Annotated in this window: 16 protein-coding genes; 7 read left to right on the forward strand and 9 right to left on the reverse strand. The window is 71.8% G+C overall.

Features of this window, described 5'->3' with window-relative positions; all coding sequences use genetic code 11:
- Nucleotides 1-422: 422 nt before the first annotated feature.
- Nucleotides 423-866, reverse strand: a complete 444-nt coding sequence (locus tag BKA00_RS17785) for a LysM peptidoglycan-binding domain-containing protein (RefSeq protein ID WP_185026433.1) — start codon at nt 864-866, stop codon at nt 423-425.
- A 69-nt stretch (nt 867-935) separates the two neighbouring features.
- Between BKA00_RS17785 and lexA the strand changes: the two genes are divergently transcribed.
- Nucleotides 936-1,622 (forward strand): transcriptional repressor LexA, encoded by a 687-nt coding sequence (gene lexA, locus BKA00_RS17790; RefSeq protein WP_185026435.1) that lies wholly within the window; start codon nt 936-938, stop codon nt 1,620-1,622.
- Nucleotides 1,623-1,740: 118 nt separating this feature from the next.
- Here the strand turns inward: lexA and leuS are convergent, their stop codons facing one another.
- Nucleotides 1,741-4,203 carry a leucine--tRNA ligase gene (gene leuS, locus BKA00_RS17795; protein WP_230298735.1) on the reverse strand — a complete coding sequence of 821 codons (2,463 nt, stop codon included), beginning with the start codon at nt 4,201-4,203 and terminating at the stop codon, nt 1,741-1,743.
- 229 nt (nt 4,204-4,432) lie between these two features.
- Complete coding sequence (locus BKA00_RS17800; RefSeq protein WP_185026439.1) at nt 4,433-5,047, reverse strand: TerB family tellurite resistance protein; 615 nt, start codon at nt 5,045-5,047, stop codon at nt 4,433-4,435.
- Between the two features lie 292 nt (nt 5,048-5,339).
- Here BKA00_RS17800 and BKA00_RS17805 point away from each other — a divergent pair, with 292 nt between their 5' ends.
- On the forward strand, nt 5,340-6,884 hold the full coding sequence (locus tag BKA00_RS17805) for a long-chain-fatty-acid--CoA ligase (protein WP_185026441.1): 1,545 nt from the start codon (nt 5,340-5,342) through the stop codon (nt 6,882-6,884).
- Nucleotides 6,885-6,905: 21 nt separating this feature from the next.
- Here the strand turns inward: BKA00_RS17805 and BKA00_RS17810 are convergent, their stop codons facing one another.
- Nucleotides 6,906-7,748, reverse strand: a complete 843-nt coding sequence (locus tag BKA00_RS17810) for a helix-turn-helix transcriptional regulator (RefSeq protein ID WP_185026443.1) — start codon at nt 7,746-7,748, stop codon at nt 6,906-6,908.
- 114 nt (nt 7,749-7,862) lie between these two features.
- Between BKA00_RS17810 and BKA00_RS17815 the strand changes: the two genes are divergently transcribed.
- Nucleotides 7,863-8,594, forward strand: coding sequence for an SDR family oxidoreductase (locus BKA00_RS17815; protein WP_185026445.1), 732 nt, complete (start codon nt 7,863-7,865; stop codon nt 8,592-8,594).
- A gap of 7 nt (nt 8,595-8,601) precedes the next feature.
- Here BKA00_RS17815 and BKA00_RS17820 read toward each other — a convergent pair whose 3' ends face one another.
- Both BKA00_RS17820 and BKA00_RS17825 read right to left on the reverse strand, forming a co-directional pair.
- Nucleotides 8,602-9,849 carry a cytochrome P450 gene (locus BKA00_RS17820; protein ID WP_185026447.1) on the reverse strand — a complete coding sequence of 416 codons (1,248 nt, stop codon included), beginning with the start codon at nt 9,847-9,849 and terminating at the stop codon, nt 8,602-8,604.
- 147 nt (nt 9,850-9,996) lie between these two features.
- Nucleotides 9,997-11,388 carry an aspartate aminotransferase family protein gene (locus tag BKA00_RS17825; protein WP_185026450.1) on the reverse strand — a complete coding sequence of 464 codons (1,392 nt, stop codon included), beginning with the start codon at nt 11,386-11,388 and terminating at the stop codon, nt 9,997-9,999.
- Nucleotides 11,389-11,550: 162 nt separating this feature from the next.
- On the opposite strand from BKA00_RS17825, the gene BKA00_RS17830 reads away from it, so the two are divergent.
- Entirely contained in the window at nt 11,551-12,432 is an 882-nt protein-coding gene (locus tag BKA00_RS17830; protein WP_185026452.1) for an alpha/beta fold hydrolase, read from the forward strand.
- Here BKA00_RS17830 and BKA00_RS17835 read toward each other — a convergent pair.
- A complete protein-coding gene (locus tag BKA00_RS17835) occupies nt 12,413-13,969 on the reverse strand; it encodes a GMC family oxidoreductase (RefSeq protein WP_185026454.1) in 1,557 nt (518 codons plus the stop codon). The genes BKA00_RS17830 and BKA00_RS17835 overlap by 20 nt on opposite strands.
- Nucleotides 13,970-14,148: 179 nt before the next feature.
- On the opposite strand from BKA00_RS17835, the gene BKA00_RS17840 reads away from it, so the two are divergent.
- The gene (locus BKA00_RS17840; protein ID WP_185026456.1) at nt 14,149-15,636 is read left to right on the forward strand and encodes a tetratricopeptide repeat protein; all 1,488 of its coding nucleotides are present in this window, start codon (nt 14,149-14,151) and stop codon (nt 15,634-15,636) included.
- Nucleotides 15,637-15,667: 31 nt separating this feature from the next.
- On the opposite strand, the gene BKA00_RS17845 is transcribed toward BKA00_RS17840, so the two are convergent.
- Nucleotides 15,668-16,240, reverse strand: coding sequence for a TetR/AcrR family transcriptional regulator (locus BKA00_RS17845; RefSeq protein ID WP_185026458.1), 573 nt, complete (start codon nt 16,238-16,240; stop codon nt 15,668-15,670).
- Between the two features lie 90 nt (nt 16,241-16,330).
- On the opposite strand from BKA00_RS17845, the gene BKA00_RS17850 reads away from it, so the two are divergent.
- Nucleotides 16,331-16,702 carry a DUF4267 domain-containing protein gene (locus BKA00_RS17850; protein ID WP_185026460.1) on the forward strand — a complete coding sequence of 124 codons (372 nt, stop codon included), beginning with the start codon at nt 16,331-16,333 and terminating at the stop codon, nt 16,700-16,702.
- 31 nt (nt 16,703-16,733) lie between these two features.
- Complete coding sequence (locus tag BKA00_RS17855) at nt 16,734-17,228, forward strand: cupin domain-containing protein (protein WP_185026462.1); 495 nt, start codon at nt 16,734-16,736, stop codon at nt 17,226-17,228.
- A 70-nt stretch (nt 17,229-17,298) separates the two neighbouring features.
- On the opposite strand, the gene BKA00_RS17860 is transcribed toward BKA00_RS17855, so the two are convergent.
- A complete protein-coding gene (locus BKA00_RS17860) occupies nt 17,299-18,564 on the reverse strand; it encodes a class I SAM-dependent methyltransferase (RefSeq protein WP_185026464.1) in 1,266 nt (421 codons plus the stop codon).
- Nucleotides 18,565-18,602 lie beyond the last annotated feature (38 nt).

Genomic DNA, 18,602 nt, shown 5'->3' on the forward strand with positions numbered 1-18,602 from the left:
CCCCCGGATTTTCCCTCCGGGCGTGTCGTCACCCACCGCCTCCGACAGGCCCCTCCGGGTAACCCCCGCCACGGCAAAGTCGCAGCAAGAGACCCCTCTCCGCCCTACCGGCCCGGGCGGCGGCACCCTGCTCGAACACGCCTCCCGCCACCTCGCCGCGAAGGGGCGGCCGTCGCCCGCCGCTCAGGGCCTCCATCCCACCGGGCGCGCCGCACCTCGAGCCGCTCCGCGCGCACGACAGTCGATCTCAAACAGCCGCGCGGGCACGTCCGGCACGGCAGGCGACACACCGGCGGCCAACGCTCGCGACCGGCAAGAGGACGACTGCCCCGGCAACCGCCCGACGAGAGGGAGGACGTTCGACAGGCACCTTGAGACGCGCCACAAGGTAACCGAGCGTGACGAAGCCTGCGGTGCGCCGGTCAGCTTGAGGGAAGCCGGAGTTCCTGGCCGGGGTGGACCGTGGGGTCGCCGGCCATGCCGTTGAGGTCGATTATGCGCCGCACCACAAGGCGCGGATCGCTGCCGGGATCGGCGGCGGACGCGATGTCCCAAAGGGTTTCGCCGGGCTCGACGACGACCGTTTCGGCGGGACGCGACGGGCCACCGCGGCTTTCCCGTGAACCGGCGAAGGCGCCCGGGCCCACGGTGAGCCAGAGGAACACGAGGGTGACGGTGGCGGTGAACGCGACCAGGACGGCGCGGCCCCGGCGGGTCAGGCGGATCGGGGGGCGGTCACTGTGGAGTGAACCCGGCATCTCTCCCCTCCTCGACTTCGAATGCATTTTCGATCGAACACCTGTACGATGTTCTACCAGGGGGCGTCCGGAAAAAGCGAGCACATCTTCGAACAATTGTTTGATCATCGGGCCTGGACGCGATAGCGTTCCATGACAAGGAGTGACGGATCCGAGGCGCCCGGGAGGCGACGAGCGATGAGCAAGGTCCGGGACCTGCCCGACGGGCCGATGGACGAGACGGGCCTGACCCAGCGGCAGCGCATGGTGCTGGAGGTGATCCGTGACTCGGTCCAGCGCCGCGGGTACCCGCCCTCGATGCGCGAGATCGGCGAGGCCGTGGGCCTGACCAGCACCTCCAGCGTGTCGCACCAGCTCCGGGCGCTGCAGCGCAAGGGCTTCCTGCGGCGCGACCCCAACCGGCCGCGCGCGGTCGAGGTGCGGGTGCCGGGCACGACGCCGGTGCGCACACACGAGGAGGCCTACGAGGCGGCCTCGGGGCAGCCCGCGCCCGCCTACGTGCCGCTCGTCGGCCGCATCGCCGCCGGCGGCCCGATCCTCGCCGAGGAGGCCGTCGAGGACGTCTTCACCCTGCCGAAGCAGCTGGTCGGCGAGGGCACCCACTTCCTGCTGAAGGTCACCGGCGACTCGATGATCGACGCCGCGATCGCGGACGGTGACTGGGTGGTCGTTCGGCAGCAGCCGGTGGCCGAGCAGGGCGACATCGTGGCCGCCATGATCGACGGCGAGGCCACGGTCAAGACGTTCAAGCGCCGCGACGACGGCCACATCTGGCTGATGCCCCAGAACCCCGCCTACGAGCCGATCCCCGGCGACGAGGCCTCGGTGCTCGGCCGGGTCGTGGCGGTCCTCCGCAAGATGTGACACCGGCCCACAGCGGCCGCCGGAGCGCCTCCGGCGGCCGCTCACGCATGCCCGGGCCCCCGGCAGCCCTCCCCGAAGGGCGCCGCGCCGCTCGGGTGGAGCGGCGCGGCGCCCGGGGTCAGCGTTTGGGGACGATGTTGACGATCTTCGGGGCGCGCACGATGATCTTGGCGATGCCGGCGCCGGCCAGGGCGTCCTGGACCTTGGCCGAGGCCAGGGCGCGGCGCTCCAGTTCCTCCTCGGCGATGCCGGGCGGGACGTCCAGGCGGTCGCGGACCTTCCCGGCGACCTGGACGACGCAGGTGACCGACTCCTCCACCAGCAGGGCGGGGTCGGCGGACGGCCAGCCCGCGCGGACGACCGGCGCGGTGCGGCCCAGCACCTCCCATGCCTCGTCGGCGGTGTAGGGGGCGAACAGCGACAGCAGGACCGCGATCGTCTCCGCGGCCTCGCGGACGGCCGGGTCGGCGGCGCCGGGGCCGGAGTCGATGGCCTTGCGGGTCGCGGTGACCAGCTCCATGATCCGCGCGATGGCGACGTTGAAGCGCTGCGTCTCGACCAGCGTGGTGACCTCGTCGACCGTGCGGGCCGTGGCGCGGCGCAGGGTCGTGTCGCCGGAGGCGACGTCCGCGCCGGGCTCGGAGGAGACCTCGGCGGCGATGCGGTGCACGCGGGACAGGAACTTCGACATGCCGTGCGGGGACACGTCGGCCCAGTCGATGTCGTCCTCGGGCGGGCCGGAGAACAGGATCGCCAGCCGGACGACGTCCACGCCGAACTCGCCGATCTGCTCGCCCAGGTCGACGCCGTTGCCCAGCGACTTCGACATCGCCTTGCCCTGGTTGATCACCTGGCCCTGGTTCAGGAGCCGGGTGAAGGGCTCGGTGAAGTCGACCATGCCCATGTCGTGCAGGACCTTGGTGAAGAACCGGCTGTACAGCAGGTGCAGGATGGCGTGCTCGACGCCGCCCGTGTACTGGTCGACCGGCATCCACTTGCGGACCTGCTCGACGTCGAACGGGCCGCCCTCGTAGCCGGGCGAGCAGTAGCGGAAGTAGTACCAGGACGAGTCGACGAACGTGTCCATGGTGTCGGTGTCGCGGGTGGCGGCGCCGCCGCACTTGGGGCACTCGGTGTTCACCCAGTCGGACGCGGCGGCCAGCGGCGAGGTGCCCTTGGGCGCCAGGTCGGCGCCGCGCAGGCCCTCGGGCAGGGTCACGGGCAGCTGGTCGTCGGGGACGGGGACCTCGCCGCACGCCTCGCAGTGCACGATCGGGATCGGGCAGCCCCAGAACCGCTGCCGGGACACCAGCCAGTCGCGCAGCCGGAAGTTCACCGACGCGCGGCCGGTGCCGCGCTCCTCCAGGATCCCGGTGATGCGGGCGATGCCGTCGGCCTTGGTCAGCCCGTCGATGGGGCCGGAGTTGACGATCGCGCCGTCGCCGGGGGTGGCGACGCCGGTCTCGGCGGGGTCGGCCAGGCCGGTCTCGACGACGACGCGGACGGGCAGGCCGAACTTCAGCGCGAAGTCCAGGTCGCGCTGGTCGTGCGCCGGGACGGCCATGATCGCGCCGTGCCCGTACTCGGCCAGGACGTAGTCGGACGCCCAGACGGGCAGCCGCTCGCCGTTGACCGGGTTGACCGCGTAGCGGCCCAGGAACACGCCGGTCTTCTCACGCTCGGTGGACAGCCGCTCGATCTCACTCTCGCGGGAGACCTCGTCGCGGTAGGCCTCGAACGCGGTGCGGTGGTCGGGGTGGCAGATCTCCTCGGCCAGGGCGGCGTCGGCGGCCACGACCATGAACGTCGCGCCGTACAGGGTGTCGGGGCGGGTGGTGTAGACGGTGACGGGCTCGTCGCGGCCCTCGATCACGAAGTCGACGTCGGCGCCGGTGGAGCGGCCGATCCAGTTGCGCTGCATCAGCAGGACGCGCTCGGGCCACTTGCCCTCCAGCTGCGCCATGTCGTCCAGCAGCCGGTCCGCGTACTCGGTGATCTTGAAGTACCACTGGGTCAGCACACGCTTCTCGACCAGCGCGCCGCAGCGCTCGCAGTGGCCGCCGACGACCTGCTCGTTGGCCAGGACGGTCTGGTCCTTCGGGCACCAGTTGACGTGGCCGCCCTTGCGGTAGGCCAGGCCCCGCTCGTAGAAGCGCAGGAACAGCCACTGCGTCCACTTGTAGTACTCGGGGTCGGAGGTGTGCAGGCGCCGCGTCCAGTCGAAGGACGGGGCGTAGCGGTGGAAGGAGGCCGCCTGCGTCTCGATGTTGGCGTACGTCCACTCGGCCGGGTGCGAGTCGCGCTTGATGGCGGCGTTCTCGGCGGGCAGGCCGAAGGAGTCCCAGCCGATCGGGTGCAGGACGTTGAAGCCGCGCTGGAACCAGTAGCGCGCGACGACGTCGCCGATGGCGAACGCCTCCGCGTGGCCCATGTGCAGGTCGCCGCTGGGGTAGGGGAACATGTCCAGCGCGTAGCGGCGCTCGTCAGCGGTGCCCTTCTCGTCCGCCTTGAACGGGTCGAGTTCCTCCCAGCGGGCCTGCCACTTGTCCTGGACGGCCCGTGGGTCGTACCCGTCGCTCAGGGGGGACGCCCCCCCGGTACCCCCCGGCGTTGCGCGGTGGGGAACGTCGCTGCTCACGCTTCTGACTCCGGTTCCTGCTGCTGGGTCGTGGCCGTCCGCCGACATGAAACGGCCCCTCGCACAGGAGGGGCCACCACGCTGACGTCAGTGCGTCAACGCGGTCCTTCGAGGAGCAGCCTGGCTGGCATACCTCAAAGGGTAGCGCAACCGCAACCCCGCCCGCCGCGACTTAGTGCCCCGACTCCTGGCGGGCCATGGACACGACGCCGGTCACCTGCACGCGGGTCAGCTCCAGGTCGGCGCCCACGGCGGACAGCGTCTCCTCTTCGGAGACGGTCAGCGGGCCGTCGACCAGCGCGATCTCGGCGGCGGCGCGCAGGATGCTCTCCCGCGCCTCGGGGGCGAGGGCCGAGGCGGCGCGCCCCATCTCCACCCGGACCTCGTCGAAGGGACGGCCGAGGTCGGCGTTCAGGGCGGACTCGTCGTACCCGGGCTCGCCGGCCTGCCGGACGACGGCGACCGCGCGGGAGCGGGCGGCCGCGTTGGTGTAGTCGCCGGAGCGCAGGACCTGGGCGATGGCCATGCGCAGCAGCATCGCGGGCATCTGCGCGAGCTGCGCGGTCGTCGGCACGTCGAGGACGGCGGGGTTCCAGCGGCCGTGGCAGGTGTCGCATTCGACGAACTCGCCGCCGGCCTTCGTCAGCGGGATGACCGGGATGAAGAACAGCGTGAAGAAGTTGCGCCCCTGCCTGCGGCGGTAGTCGCGGTCGCCGCCGCATCCGGGGCAGTGGAAGATTCCCCTGGTCAGGGTGAAGAACACCACTCGCCAGCCGAAGATGATCAAGATCGCGCACCCTTTCTCGCTGCAGCGGCACATGCTAGCGCCGCCGGGTGACGGGCATACGGCGCGGGCCCGGCGACCGCCCGAACCGTCCGGATCCGGTCATAGGACCGGGACCACGACGGGGGGCGGGCCCTCCCTTTTCCTGCGGACGCGCCGCCGCGACGACGAAAACGCCACGTCAGGGCCTGCGAATGATGGCGCCGGACGCGCCCCGTGCAGCAGGATGTGCGGAACGGTTTCATACACTCGTCGGTAACTAACCGGCCGGTCACCTTTCCGCGCGAGGAGTGCCATGCTCAACCTGTCCGTGCTGCTGGAGGACGCCGCCCGGGAGACGCCCGACCGCGACGCCGTCGTGTTCGGCGACCTCCGGCTCTCCTACTCCTTCCTCGACCAGGTCGCGAACCAGGTCGCGAACCTGCTGCGCGAGCGCGGCATCGGGCCGGGCGACAAGGTGGCCCTGTCCAGCCCGAACCTCCCGTACTTCCCGATGGTGTACTTCGGGGTGCTCAAGGCGGGGGCGGTGGTCGTCCCGCTGAACGTGCTGCTCAAGCCGCGGGAGATCGCCTACCACCTCGGCGACTCGGGCGCCAAGGCCTTCTTCTGCTTCGAGGGCACGCCGGAGCTGCCGCTGGGCGAGATGGGGCGCGCCGGGTTCGAGCAGGCGGAGGGGTGCGAGCACCTCTTCCTTCTGTCCGCCGACCCGTCGGCCACCGAGTCCCCGGTCGAGGGGGCGGAGCTGTTCTGGGCCGCGCTCGCCGGGAAGCCGGGCACCTTCGAGACGGCGCGGACCGGGCCGGGCGACACCGCCGTGATCATCTACACCAGCGGGACCACCGGGCAGCCGAAGGGCGCCGAGCTCACGCACAACAACCTGCTGATGAACGCCATGGTGGACGACACGCTCTTCTACCGGACGCTGCACGACACGTCGCTGGTGACGCTGCCGCTGTTCCACATCTTCGGCCAGACGTGCGTGATGAACGTCGGCCTCTACCGGCGCGCGACGCTCGTCATGCAGGCGAGGTTCGACGCGCGGCAGGCCGTCGAGCTGATGGTCAAGGAGAAGGTGAACATCTTCGCCGGCGTCCCGACGATGTACTGGGGCCTGCTGACCGACGAGACCTCCGACGAGGACATCGAGGCGATCCGGGAGAACCTGCGGGTCGCGGTGTCGGGCGGGTCGGCGCTGCCGATGGAGGTCCTCAAGGGGATCAAGACCAAGTTCGGCGTGGACGTCCTGGAGGGCTACGGCCTTTCGGAGACGTCGCCGGTGGCCTCGTTCAACCGCCCGGACCGCCCGACCAAGCCCGGCTCGATCGGCCTGCCCGTGTGGGGCGTGGAGATGAAGCTGATCGACGACGACTGGAAGGAGATCGAGGGCGAGGGGCCCGGGGAGATCGCCGTCCGGGGCCACAACATCATGAAGGGCTACCACGGGCGGCCCGAGGCGACCGAGGCGGCCATCAGGGACGGCTGGTTCCGCACCGGCGACGTGGCCCGCCGCGACGAGGACGGCTACTACTACATCATCGACCGCTCCAAGGACATGATCATCCGGGGCGGGTACAACGTGTACCCGCGGGAGCTGGAAGAGGTCCTGATGACCCACCCGGAGGTGTCGCTGGCCGCGGTGGTGGGCGTACCGCACCCCTCGCACGGCGAGGAGGTCAAGGCGTACGTGATCCGCACGCCCGGCGCCGCCGTGACCGAGGACGAGCTGGTCGCGTGGGGCAAGGAGCAGTTCGCCAACTACAAGTACCCGCGGATCGTCGAGTTCCGCGACGAGCTGCCGATGACCGCCACCGGCAAGATCCTCAAGCGCGAGCTGCGCTGACCGCGCGCGGGCCCCGGGGCCTCAGCGGACGCTGAGGTCCTGGGTCCCGACGACGCGCAGCAGTTTCATCGCCTCGTGCGAGGGCGTGCCCGGCGTGGTCGTGTAGAGGACGACCCGCTGGTCGCGTTCCGGCACGTGGAGGACGTCGCAGTGCATGTCCAGCTCGCCGACCACGGGATGCGTCATCAGCTTGCGGCTGCCGCGCCTGATCCCGACCTCGCCCTCCTCCCAGAGCCGGCCGAACAGGGGGCTGCGGGCCGACACCTCCGCGACCAGTTCGGCGATGCCGGGGTCGCCCGGATACCGGCCGAACGCCGCCCGCAGGTCGGCCACCAGTCCGCGGGCGAACCGCGTCAGGTACTCGTCGGCGCCGTACCGCTCGATGTCGGAGCCGGTGAACAGCCACCGGACGACGTTGCGGTCACGGGGCGCCATCGCGGCGAAGTCGGTCATGAGCGCCGCCGCGAGCGGGTTCCAGGCGATGATGTCCTGCCGGGCGCTCAGCACGTAGGCGGGGGTGTCGTCCAGCCGTTCGAGCAGGTGGATGATGCCCGGCGGAACGTCCTGCGAAGGGCCGCTCGGCGGTTCCGGCGCCTCGCCGGCGAGGCCGTGGAGGTAGGCGCGCTCATCGTCGGTCAGCCTCAGCGCGCGCGCCAGCGCACCGAGGATCTGCCTGGACGGGCGAGGCCCGCGTCCCTGCTCCAGCCGGATGTAGTAGTCCACCGACATCCCGGCCAGTCGCGCGACCTCTTCCCGGCGCAGGCCGGGGGTTCGGCGGCGCGTCCCTCCCGGGAGCCCGACGTCGGCGGGCTGGATGCGGGCCCGCCGGGAACGCAGGAACGCCGCCATCTCCTGTCTGTCCATGTCCTCCAGCATGTCCGATACGCCGGAGCGGCGGCCGGGTCGAGGGTGGTACGGCCGATCCCAGCTTCGGCCGGTCTCTCCTCAGCCCGGACGCCGCCGGTGAACCTGGACGGCATGACGACACAGATCGCACTCATCACCGGAGCCAACAAGGGCATCGGCTTCGAGACGGCCCGCGTCCTCGGCCGCGACGGCGCCACCGTCCTGCTCGGGGCGCGTTCGGCCGAGCGCGGCGGGCCGGCCGCCGCCGCGCTCGCCGCCGAGGGGCTCGACGCCCGTTTCGTCCGGCTGGACGTCACCGACGCCGACACCGTCGAGGCCGCCGCCAAGTGGATCGACGCCGAGTTCGGCCGGCTCGACATCCTGGTCAACAACGCCGGGATCACCACGACGGGAGCCACCGGCTTCCCGCCGAGCCGGACGGCGCCGGACCTGGTCCGGACCGCGTTCGAGACCAACGTGTTCGGCGTCGTCGCGGTCACCAACGCGATGCTCCCGCTGCTGCGCCGCTCCCCGGCCGGGCGGATCGTCAACGTCTCCAGCGAGCTCGGCTCGCTGACGTTGCACGGCGACCCGTCCAGCCCGGTGCACGGTGTCAACCTGCTGCCGTACAACGCGTCCAAGTCGGCGCTGAACGCCGTCACCGTCGCCTACGCCAAGGAGCTGGCCGGCACCTCGGTCACGGTGAACGCCGCCACGCCCGGGTACTGCGCGACGGATCTCAACGACCACGCCGGGCACCGGACGCCGGAGCAGGGGGCGTCCGTGATCGCCGGGGTGGCCCTCCTCGGCGACGGCGGCCCGACCGGCGCGTTCCTCGCCGAGGACGGCCCCCTGCCCTGGTAGTCCGGGCTCAGATCGTGTAGGGCAGGCGCTTGATCCCGTTGATGAAGTTGGACTCCAGGCGGTCGGGGTCGCCGGAGGCGCGGAGGGCGGGCGTGCGGCGCAGCAGTTCGCGGAACATCACGGTGATCTCGCGCCTGGCCAGGTGCGCGCCGAGGCAGAAGTGCGGCCCGGGCCCGCCGAAGCCGACGTGCGGGTTCGGGTCGCGCAGGATGTCGAACCGCTCCGGGTCGGTGAAGACCGACTCGTCCCGGTTGGCGGACCAGTAGTAGAGGACGAGCTTGTCGCCCTCCTTGATCTCGTGCTCGTTCAGCACGGTGTCGCGGGTCGCGGTCCTGCGCATCCAGATGACCGGCGAGACGTACCGGACGATCTCCTCGACCGCGCCGGGCATGCGGCCGTCGAAGTCCTCGGTGAGCAGGGCCCGCTGGCCGGGGTTGCGGGTGAACAGGTCGAGGCCGTGCGCGATCGCGTTGCGGGTGGTCTCGTTGCCGGCGACGACCAGCAGGATGAAGAACGAGCCGAGCTCCTGGTCGGTGAGCGACTCGCCGTCGAGGTTGGCGTTCACCAGGGCGGAGGTGAGGTCGTCGGTGGGGTTCGCGCGGCGCTGCCGCCCGAGGTCCTCGACGAGGCCGCGCAGCGTCTCCCCGGCGCCGAGCAGGGCCATCGCCATCTGCTCCGGCTCCGCCGTCGGGATGAACTCGGGGTCGTTGCCCGCGAGGATGACGTTCGTGGCGTCCAGGACGGTCCTGTACTGGTCCTCGGCGATGCCCATCATGTCGCAGATGATCTTCAGGGGGAGCCGGGCGGCGACGTCGGCGACGAAGTCGCCCGTGCCGCCGCCCGCCGCCACGTTCTCGACGATCTGGCCCGCGACCGCCTCGACCCGGTCCTCGAACCGCTGGATCATGCGCGGGGAGAACGCCCGGGACACGATCCGCCTGATCTTGGCGTGCCGGGGGTCGTCCATGCTGATCATCGAGCCGAAGTACTCGTGCATGTCGCCCGGCATGTCCGGGATGCTGATGGCCCCCCGGCCGGAGCAGAAGTCCTGCGGGCGGCGGGACGCCTCGACGACGTCGGCGTGCCGCGTCAGCGCGTAGTAGCCGGGGCCCTGCGGCGCGATGACGATGTCCGGCTCCTCGTAGCGGATGAGGCCGGCGTGCCAGCGCAGCGCCTTGAAGGCCTCGTGCCGGTAGTCGTGCGGCCGCCGCCAGAACTCCCAGTCCGTCAGGTTGATGTCGTCGACCTTGAGCACGCGCCCACCACCTCGTCACGTCCGAACCCAATTCGGTTTACATGCACCCTCTCAAAGTAAAGATGCAAGCGCACACTGATCGGCCGGGTGACGCGCCTCACATCAGCCCGCCGGGGCCGCGGCGCGCCCGCGCCCCCGGCGGCCGGGTCACAACCGCGTCCAGGCCTCCTGGAGGACGGAGCGCAGGATCTGCTCGATCTCGTCGAAGTGCCCCTGGTCGCAGATCAGCGGCGGCGCCAGCTGGACGACGGGGTCGCCGCGGTCGTCGGCCCGGCAGTACAGGCCCGCCTCGTAGAGGGCCTTGTCGAGGAACCCGCGCAGCAGGCGCTCGGACTCCTCGTCGTCGAACGTCTCCCGCGTGTCCTGGTCCTTCACCAGCTCGATGCCGTAGAAGTAGCCGTCACCGCGCACGTCCCCGACGATCGGCAGGTCGCGCAGCCGCTCCAGCGTGCTCCGGAACGCGTCCCGGTTGCGCAGGACATGCCCGGTCAGGTCCTCGCGCTCGAACAGGTCGAGGTTGGCCAGCGCCACCGCCGCCGACACCGGGTGCCCGCCGAACGTGTAGCCGTGCGCGAACATCTCCGTCCCGCCCCTGAACGGCTCGAACAGGCGGTCCGCCACGAGCATCCCGCCGAGCGGCGCGTATCCCGACGTCACGCCCTTGGCGAAGGTGATGACGTCCGGCGCGTAGCCGAACCGCTGCGCGCCGAACATCGTGCCGAGGCGGCCGAACGCGCAGATCACCTCGTCCGACACCAGCAGGACGTCGTGCCGGTCGCAGATCTCGCGGACGCGCTGGAAGTAGCCCGGCGGCGGCGGGAAGCAGCCGCCGGCGTTCTGCACCGGCTCCAGGAACACGGCGGCGACGGTGTCGGCGCCCTCGAACTCGATGACCTCCTCGATCCGGTCGGCGGCCCACCGGCCGAACGCCTCGGGGTCGTCGCGGTGCTCGGCGGCCCGGTAGATGTTGGTGTTGGGCACCCGGAAGCCGCTCGGCACCAGCGGCTCGTACGGCGCCTTCAGGCCGGGCAGGCCCGTGATCGACAGCGCGCCGTGCGGGGTGCCGTGGTAGGCGACGGCCCGGCTGATCACCTTGTGCTTGCCGGGCTTGCCGGTGAGCTTGAAGTAGTGCTTGGCGAGCTTCCACGCGCTCTCGACCGCGTCGCCGCCGCCGGTGGTGAAGAAGACGCGGTTCAGGTCGCCGGGGGCGAGGGCGGCGAGCCGCTCGGCCAGCTCGACGGCCTTCGGGTGCGCGTAGGACCAGATCGGGAAGTAGGCCAGCTCGGCGGCCTGCTTGGCGGCGGCCTGCGCCAGCTCCTCGCGCCCGTGCCCGGCCTGGACGGTGAAGAGCCCGGCGAGGCCGTCCAGGTAGCGGCGGCCGGCCGAGTCGTAGACGTAGGGGCCCTCGCCCCGGACGATCACCGGGATCTCGCCGCCGCCCCCGGCCGCCGAGTGCCGCGCGAAGTGCATCCACAGATGGTCGCGCGCCGCCCTCTGCATCGCGTCGTGCTGCTGGCTGGTCACGTCCGACTCCGTCATCACGATTCCCTCGGTGCGATTGATCCAGTTGCCTTGATGCTATATGACTACGGAATCCGCTGTAAATACATGATGATACGCCGATATCCGAAGACGGATGGCCCCGCTGGTCCGGCGCCGCGGAGCCGCGGGTACCGTTCGCCGCGAACCGAGGAGGCGCACATGGGCGACATCACGACCGGATCGGTCAACGCGAACGGGCTCGACTTCGGATACCTCACCGCCGGCCCCCAGGACGGGCCCCTGGCGCTGCTGCTGCACGGCTTCCCCGACTCCCCGCACACCTGGCGGCACCTCATGCCGGAGCTGGCCGCCGCCGGCTACCGCGCCGTGGCGCCCTTCATGCGCGGCTACGCCCCCACGTCCGTCCCCGCGGACGGCGCGTACCAGGGCGGCGCCCTCACCGCCGACGCCATCGCCCTGCACGAGGCGCTCGGCGGCGGCCCCGACGCGGTTCTCGTCGGCCACGACTGGGGCGCCTTCGCCACCTACGGCGCCGCCAACGCCGCTCCCGACCGCTGGCGCAAGGCGGTCGCCATGTCCGTCCCGCCCATCTCGGTGCTGACGACCGCGTTCTTCGACTACGAGCAGCTCAAGCGCTCCTTCTACATCTTCGTCTTCCAGACGCCGCTCGCCGAGCCGGCGTTCGGCCGCGCGTTCGTCGAAGGTCTGTGGCGCGACTGGTCGCCCGACGACGGCCGTGACCGGTCCGGCGACGTCGACCGCGTGATGGAGTGCCTCGGCGCGCCGGACAACGCCGCGGCGGCGATCGGGTACTACCGCGCCATGCTCGACCCGTCCCGGCACATCGACCGGTACGCGGCCGAGCAGCAGGCGACCACCGCCACGGGCGAGCGCCCCGTGCTCTATCTGCACGGCGCCGAGGACGGCTGCCTCACCGCGGACGCGGTGGACCTCGACGCCGTCCGGGCCGCCCTCCCGCCGGGGTCGCGGGCCGAGCGGATCGGCGGCGCCGGCCACTTCCTCCAGCTGGACCGCCCCGCCGAGGTGAACGAGCGCGTCCTCAGCTGGCTGGCGTCCTGATCAGGTCGGCGGCCTTCTCGCCGATCATGATGGCGGGGGCGCCCGTGTGGCCCCGGGTGATCTCCGGCAGGACCGACACGTCCGCGACGCGAAGGCCCTCGACGCCTCGGACGCGCAGGTCCGGGTCGACGACCGAGCCGGCGTCGGTGCCCATCCGGCACGTGCCGGTCGGGTGGTAGAGCGTCTCGGAGTGCCCCCGGACGTAGGCGGCCAGCGCCTCCTCGTCGTCCGCCCCCGCGTAGGGCTCCATGACGTCGCCGACGTAGGGCCTGAGCGCGTCGGCGGCCAACAGCTCCTCCGCGCGCCGGACGCCGTGCATCAGGCGCCGCAGGTCGCTCTCCTCCGTCAGGTAGCCGGGGTCGATCACCGGCGGGGCCGCCGGGTCGGCCGAGGCGAGCGAGACGCGCCCGGACGACTCGGGCCGCAGCAGCACGACGCCGAGCGTCACGCCGTGCTCGGTCGGCGGCGTGAGCCCGTGCGCGACGTAGGGGGCCGGCGCGAAGATCAGTTCGAGGTCGGGGGCGTGCAGGGCGGGGGCGCTCTTGGTGAAGACGACCGCCTCGCCGACGTTGGAGGTGAACGGCCCGCGCCGCGCGAGCAGGTAGCGGGCGATGTTCGGCAGCGACTCCGCGCCCGCGAGCGTGACCTTCATGGGGCAGTGCCGGACGACGCCGACCGACAGGTGGTCCTGGAGGTGGCGCCCCACCTCGGGTGACTCCACGACCGGCTCCACGCCGGCGCTCCGCAGGTGCTCGGGGTCGCCGACGCCGGACAGCATCAGCAGGTGCGGCGACCCGACCGCGCCCGCGGCCAGGACGACCTCGCGGCGCGCCGTGACGCGCTCGCCGCCGTACTCCACGCCGGTCGCGCGGCCGTCCTCGATCAGGATCCGCGACACCTGCGCGCCGGTCACGACGGTCAGGTTGGGGCGCCCCCGCGCGGGGCGAAGGTAGGCGTCGGCCGCGCTGCACCGCCTGCCGCGCCGCTGGCTGACCGGCGTGAGCGCGTACCCCTCGTTGGACGGGCCGTTCAGCTCGGGCAGCCTGTTGAGGCCGGCGGCGGCGCACGCCTCCAGGAACGCCCGCGTCGTCACGTTCGGGCTGCGCTGCTCGGAGATCGTGACCGGGCCGGACGTGCCGTACACGTCGCCCCTGTTGCTGCCGACGCGCCCCTCCACGCGCTTGAAGTACGGGACGACGTCCTCGTACGACCAGCCGGGAACGTCCCAGTCGTCGTAGTCGTCGTAGTGGCCGCGCACCCACATCATCGCGTTCAGCGAGGACGATCCGCCGAGCATCCGCCCCCGCGGCCAGTACAGCTCGCGCCCGGCCAGCTCGGGCTGCGCTGCGGTGCTGTAGTCCCAGTCACACTCGGTCTTGAAGAGCTTCGGGAACGCGGCCGGGATGTGGATCTCGTTCCTGTCGTCCGGGCCGCCCGCCTCCAGGAGGGCGACGGTGACGGAGTCGTCCTCGGAGAGGCGAGCGGCCAGCGCGCACCCCGCGGACCCGGCGCCGACGATGACATAGTCGTGTTCCATGGGGGGCTCCCACTCTCCACGGGCCGCGGCACGGCCCGTTCTTCCCCCGGACTTACCACCGGGAGGGCGGGCCCGTCCATGCGTGCGGAGCGGTTTCGCAAGTCCGGGCGCCGGCGGAACCCGGATCGGGCGCGCAGCGTCGATCCCGTGAACCTGTGATCACTCAAAGGGGGCGTGCGATGACCGAGTACCCGGCCGGATCAGTCGAACCGTACGAGCGCGGCATGGAGGCCAGGCGCGGAGGGAACCTCGCCGAGGCCGAGGAGCTGCTGCGGCAGGCGTTCGAAGCGGGGCATCCGGGCGGTGCCCACGAGCTCGGCGGCATCGCGGCGGAACGCGGCGCCGACCGGGAGGCGGTGGCGTGGTGGCGGCGGGCCGCCGAGGCGGGGCTGCCGGAGAGCGCCTTCGAGGTCGGCTACGCGGCGGAGCGCGACGGCGACCTGGAGGCCGCCGAACGCTGGTACCGGCGGTCCGCCGAGGGCGGCTTCTCGGGCGGCGCCCTGAACCTGGGCATCCTGCTGGAGAACAGGGGCGACGCCGGCGAGGCCATGGACTTCTACCGCCGGGCCTGGGATCTCGGCTCGGACAAGGCCGCGTTCAACCTCGGCCGGCTGTACGACGACGACGGGAAGGGCGACCTCGAAGCGGCGGAGACCTGGTACACCCGCGCCGCCGAGCGCGGCAACGGCGGCGCCGCGTTCAACCTGGGGTTCGTGCTGCAGGACAGGGGCGACCCCGCGGGTCAGGTCCAGGCGTGGCGGCAGGCCGCCGACCTCGGGCATCCCAAGGCCGCCTACTGCCTCGGCGCGCACTTCGAGCAGGCCGGGGACGTGAACACCGCCATCGGCTGGTTCCGCAGGTCCGTGCAGGAGGCCGGCACCGAGCAGTCCGCCCGCAGGCTCGGCGCCCTCTACCGGCTCCGGAGCGACGAGCGCCGCGCCCGGTTCTGGACGGAGTTCCCGAACGGGCTCAGCGACTACAGCCCGGAGTTCACGATGTTCGCCAGTGCGGGGTCGGCCGCGGCGATCCAGCGGCAGAACCTCCTCAACGAGGCCGTCGGGGACGTCGACATCACCTTCGACGTCGACGCGCGCGTCCTCACCGCGGGCGGCCGCACCTTCCACGGCATGACGTTCCTCGGCAGCTTCTCGCACCTGAGCGACACGTGGCTGTGGGCGTGGGCCAACCCGCACTACGGCGAGCACGTGCCCGCCGTCGCCCCGCTGGCGGCCGTCCGCGAGCACGGCGAGCGCAACGCCGTCCCGGAGTTGGCGGCGGGACGCCTGGACCTGTCCGGTTTCCCCGAACCGCACCAGGCCGCGACCACCATGGCGATCGCCGCCGCCGCGCTGCTCGGCGGCAGCGGCGTGCAGAGCTGCCGCGTGAACGACGGCAAGGGCTCGTTCTACTTCCACGTCGCCGACCCCGCCCTCCCCAAGCCCGAGTTCGACCCGCTCTCGGCGACGCGCATGATGACGACGGCCGCCGAGGTCTTCCCCACCGAGCAGCGCCGCGTCGTCCGCGGCTTCCTCGCCCACCACGGGTGCCGGATCAGGGAGAGCGAGGAGGTCATCGAGGGCGTCGCTCCGCAGGGCGGCCAGGTGACGGTCGCCTTCACCCCCGACGGCCTCATCAAGGCCGCCGGCGCGGGCCCCGCCGCCGGCTGACCGGCCCGGCCTCCGGCCGCGGCGGGCGGGGTCAGGCGGAGAAGCGGCTGAGCAGGACGGCCATGCGCCGCTCGTGGTGCTCGCGGTGCATCCGCCCGTCGCGCATCAGGGTGAGCAGGCCGTGCATGCCGCTCCAGAACGTCTCGGTGAGCACGTCCACGTCGTCCTCGCCCGCGAACGGCCGGACGGTCTCGCGCAGCTCGCCGAAGGCCTCCTGGAGCGCGGGCGGCGCCTCGGGGGTCGCGAACGGCAGGTCGACGTCCCTGACGAACATCACGTCGTAGAGGGCGGGCCTGCGCTCCGCGAAGTCCGTGTAGGCCGCCGCGACGTCCGCGAGCGCCTCGGCGGGCGCGGCGGCCGCGGTGCGCGCCTGCCGCAGCTCCCCCGCGAGCTCGGCGCACCCCTCGACCGCGACGGCCGCCATGATGGCGCCCTTGCCCTTGAAGTGGCTGTAGAGGACGGGCTGGCTGTACTCGATCTCCGCGGCGAGCCGGCGCGTCGTCACCGCGTCCCACCCCTCGCTCTCGGCCAGCTCCCGCGCCGCCGTGATGATCAGCTTCTCGCGTTCCGCCCGCTCGCGCTCCCGGCGCCCCTGGATCGACATGGCAGTGATTCTAGCATCGCTAGCCATCCTGTCGGCGCTATGCTAGCGTCGTTCTCGTTCCTAGCACTGCTAGCACTCGTGGAGATCTCGATGCTCACCCCTGTCGCCTATGGCCTGGCCGTCGTGCTCGCCCTGTTCGTCCTCTTCATCGGCGCGCGGTTCCTCCTCTCGCCCCGCCCGGCCGCCGCCGGCTACGGCGTGCCCGCCAAGCCCGACGGCGACGCCGCGTACCTGGAGATCAAAGGCCTGCGCGACCTGACGTTCGGCATCCTCGGCCTCGCCTTGATCGCTTTCGCCGACGCCCACGCCGTGGGCTGGTACATGCTGGTCGTGGCCATCGCGCCGTTCGGCGACTGCCTGATCGTGCTGCGCCACGGCGGCACCAAGGCCGCCGCGTTCGGCATCCACTTCGCCACCGCCGTGATCGTGCTCGTCAGCGCGGCCCTGCTGTTCGCCCTCTGATCTCTTCCGTCCCGGACAAGGAGCCCACCGCATGTCACTGATCTCACCCGACTTCGACGAGTCCGTGATCGTCCGTTCCGCCGAGGCAGAGGTGATCGGCCGGTCCCCCGTCACCATCCGGCTGCTCGCCGACAGCGGCTCGACCGGCGGCGCGCTGTCCACCCAGCGGGTCACCCTGGGCGCCGGCGCGGACGGCGCGAAACCGCACCGCCACGACGGCTCCGCCGAGATGTTCTACATGCTGGACGGCACCGCGCAGCTGCTCTCCGGCGAGCAGGTGGTGACCGCCGAACGCGGCGACCTCGTCGTCGTGCCGCCCGGCCTGCCGCACGCCTTCGCGGCCGCCCCCGGGGAGGCCGCCGACATCCTCATCGTGATCACCCCGGGCGTCGAGCGGTTCGAGTACTTCCGCCACCTGGAGCGCATCGCCTACGGGAAGGTCCCGCCCGAGAGCCTCCTGGACGTCCAGGAGCTCTACGACACCTACTTCCTCGCCAGCGAGCCCTGGGAGAAGGCGCGCGCCTGAGCGCCCCGAAACGCCGACGAGCCGACCGGAGCGTTCCGGTCGGCTCGTCGGCGCCTGATGCGGTCGCCGGTCACGAACCCCAGTCGGGCCGCAGCGGCATGCGGCTCGTGCCGTCGTCCTCCAGCTTCACACCGAGCGTCTGGTGCAGCTGGATCCAGTTCTGGTTGAAGCCGAGCACGCAGCCCGCCATGTAGACGCGCCACACGCGGGCGGTGCCCTCACCGACCTCGGCGACGGCCTCGTCCCAGTGCGCGTCGAGGTTCTCGCACCAGCCGGTGAGCGTGCGCGCGTAGTGCTCGCGCAGGTTCTCCTGGTGCCGGATCTCGAACCCCGCGTCGTTCATCTGGCACTGGACGTAGCCCGGGCCCTCCAGCTCGCCGTCCGGGAACACGTACCGGTTGATGAACCCGTTCTCCTTGCGGGACGGGGACGTGTTGTCCGGACGCGTGATGGTGTGGTTCAGCATCCGCCCGCCCTTCTTCAGCTTCCCGTGGAGGAAGGAGAAGTAGGCCGGAAGGTTCTTCTTCCCGATGTGCTCGGTCAGGCCGATGGAGCTGACCGCGTCGAAGCCCGTCTCGGCCACGTCGCGGTAGTCCATGTGCCGGACCTCCGCGAGGTCGGACAGGCCCCGGTCGGCGATGGCCTTCTGCGCCCACTCGGCCTGCTGCTTGGACAGCGTGACCCCGAGCGCCTTGACGCCGTACTCCTTCGCGGCGTGCATCACCATGCCGCCCCAGCCGCAGCCGACGTCCAGCAGCCGCATCCCGGGCTTCAGCCCGAGCTTCTTGGCCACCAGGTCGTGCTTGGTGAACTGCGCCTCCTCCAGCGTGGCCCCCTCATGCGGGTAGCACGCGCAGGTGTAGGCCATGGAGGGGCCGAGCACCCACTCGTAGAAGGTGTTGGACACGTCGTAGTGGTGGGAGATGGCCCGCGCGTCCCGCTTCTTGGAGTGCCGCAGCCACGCCGGGATGCGGCTGAAGGGCGCCTCCTGCGGCGGCGGGTCCAGCCGGCGCGACGCCGCCGCGCGCAGCAGCGGATCGCGCAGCACCCCGCCGGCGATCCTCGCCTTGTCGCGCGGCGTCACATCGCTGAGCACCTGCTGCATCGTGGTCAGCGCGGTGATCATGTCGCCGTTCACGTCGATCATGCCGGTGACGTAGGCGCGGGCGAGCCCCAGCGCGCCCGGCGAGTGCAGCAGGTACGAGACCGCGTACGGTGAGCGCACGTCGAAACGGATGTCGGCGCCGGGCACTCCCGCCCGCGATCCGTCGTAGGCCGTGAACTCCACTGGCGCCTCAGCCCCGGCGAGCTGCTCGAAGACCCTGGCCAGCGTCATTGTGGTTCCTCCTGTCTCTCCGCCCCGGCCCGGGCGGC

Origin of the sequence: Actinomadura coerulea (assembly GCF_014208105.1) — a bacterium.
In the GTDB taxonomy this organism is placed as follows: domain Bacteria; phylum Actinomycetota; class Actinomycetes; order Streptosporangiales; family Streptosporangiaceae; genus Spirillospora; species Spirillospora coerulea.

Bases quoted from the DNA above. Each gene is read 5' to 3' on its own strand.
- BKA00_RS17845 (WP_185026458.1), bottom strand. From the start codon at position 16,240: ATGTCGATCCAGGGGCGCCGGGAGCGCGAGCGGGCGGAACGCGAGAAG.
- BKA00_RS17855 (WP_185026462.1), top strand. From the start codon at position 16,734: ATGTCACTGATCTCACCCGACTTCGACGAGTCCGTGATCGTCCGTTCC.
- BKA00_RS17850 (WP_185026460.1), top strand. From the start codon at position 16,331: ATGCTCACCCCTGTCGCCTATGGCCTGGCCGTCGTGCTCGCCCTGTTC.
- BKA00_RS17830 (WP_185026452.1), top strand. From the start codon at position 11,551: ATGGGCGACATCACGACCGGATCGGTCAACGCGAACGGGCTCGACTTC.
- BKA00_RS17840 (WP_185026456.1), top strand. From the start codon at position 14,149: ATGACCGAGTACCCGGCCGGATCAGTCGAACCGTACGAGCGCGGCATG.
- BKA00_RS17785 (WP_185026433.1), bottom strand. From the start codon at position 866: ATGATCAAACAATTGTTCGAAGATGTGCTCGCTTTTTCCGGACGCCCC.
- BKA00_RS17805 (WP_185026441.1), top strand. From the start codon at position 5,340: ATGCTCAACCTGTCCGTGCTGCTGGAGGACGCCGCCCGGGAGACGCCC.
- BKA00_RS17825 (WP_185026450.1), bottom strand. From the start codon at position 11,388: ATGACGGAGTCGGACGTGACCAGCCAGCAGCACGACGCGATGCAGAGG.
- BKA00_RS17835 (WP_185026454.1), bottom strand. From the start codon at position 13,969: ATGGAACACGACTATGTCATCGTCGGCGCCGGGTCCGCGGGGTGCGCG.
- BKA00_RS17815 (WP_185026445.1), top strand. From the start codon at position 7,863: ATGACGACACAGATCGCACTCATCACCGGAGCCAACAAGGGCATCGGC.
- BKA00_RS17860 (WP_185026464.1), bottom strand. From the start codon at position 18,564: ATGACGCTGGCCAGGGTCTTCGAGCAGCTCGCCGGGGCTGAGGCGCCA.
- lexA (WP_185026435.1), top strand. From the start codon at position 936: ATGAGCAAGGTCCGGGACCTGCCCGACGGGCCGATGGACGAGACGGGC.
- BKA00_RS17810 (WP_185026443.1), bottom strand. From the start codon at position 7,748: ATGGACAGACAGGAGATGGCGGCGTTCCTGCGTTCCCGGCGGGCCCGC.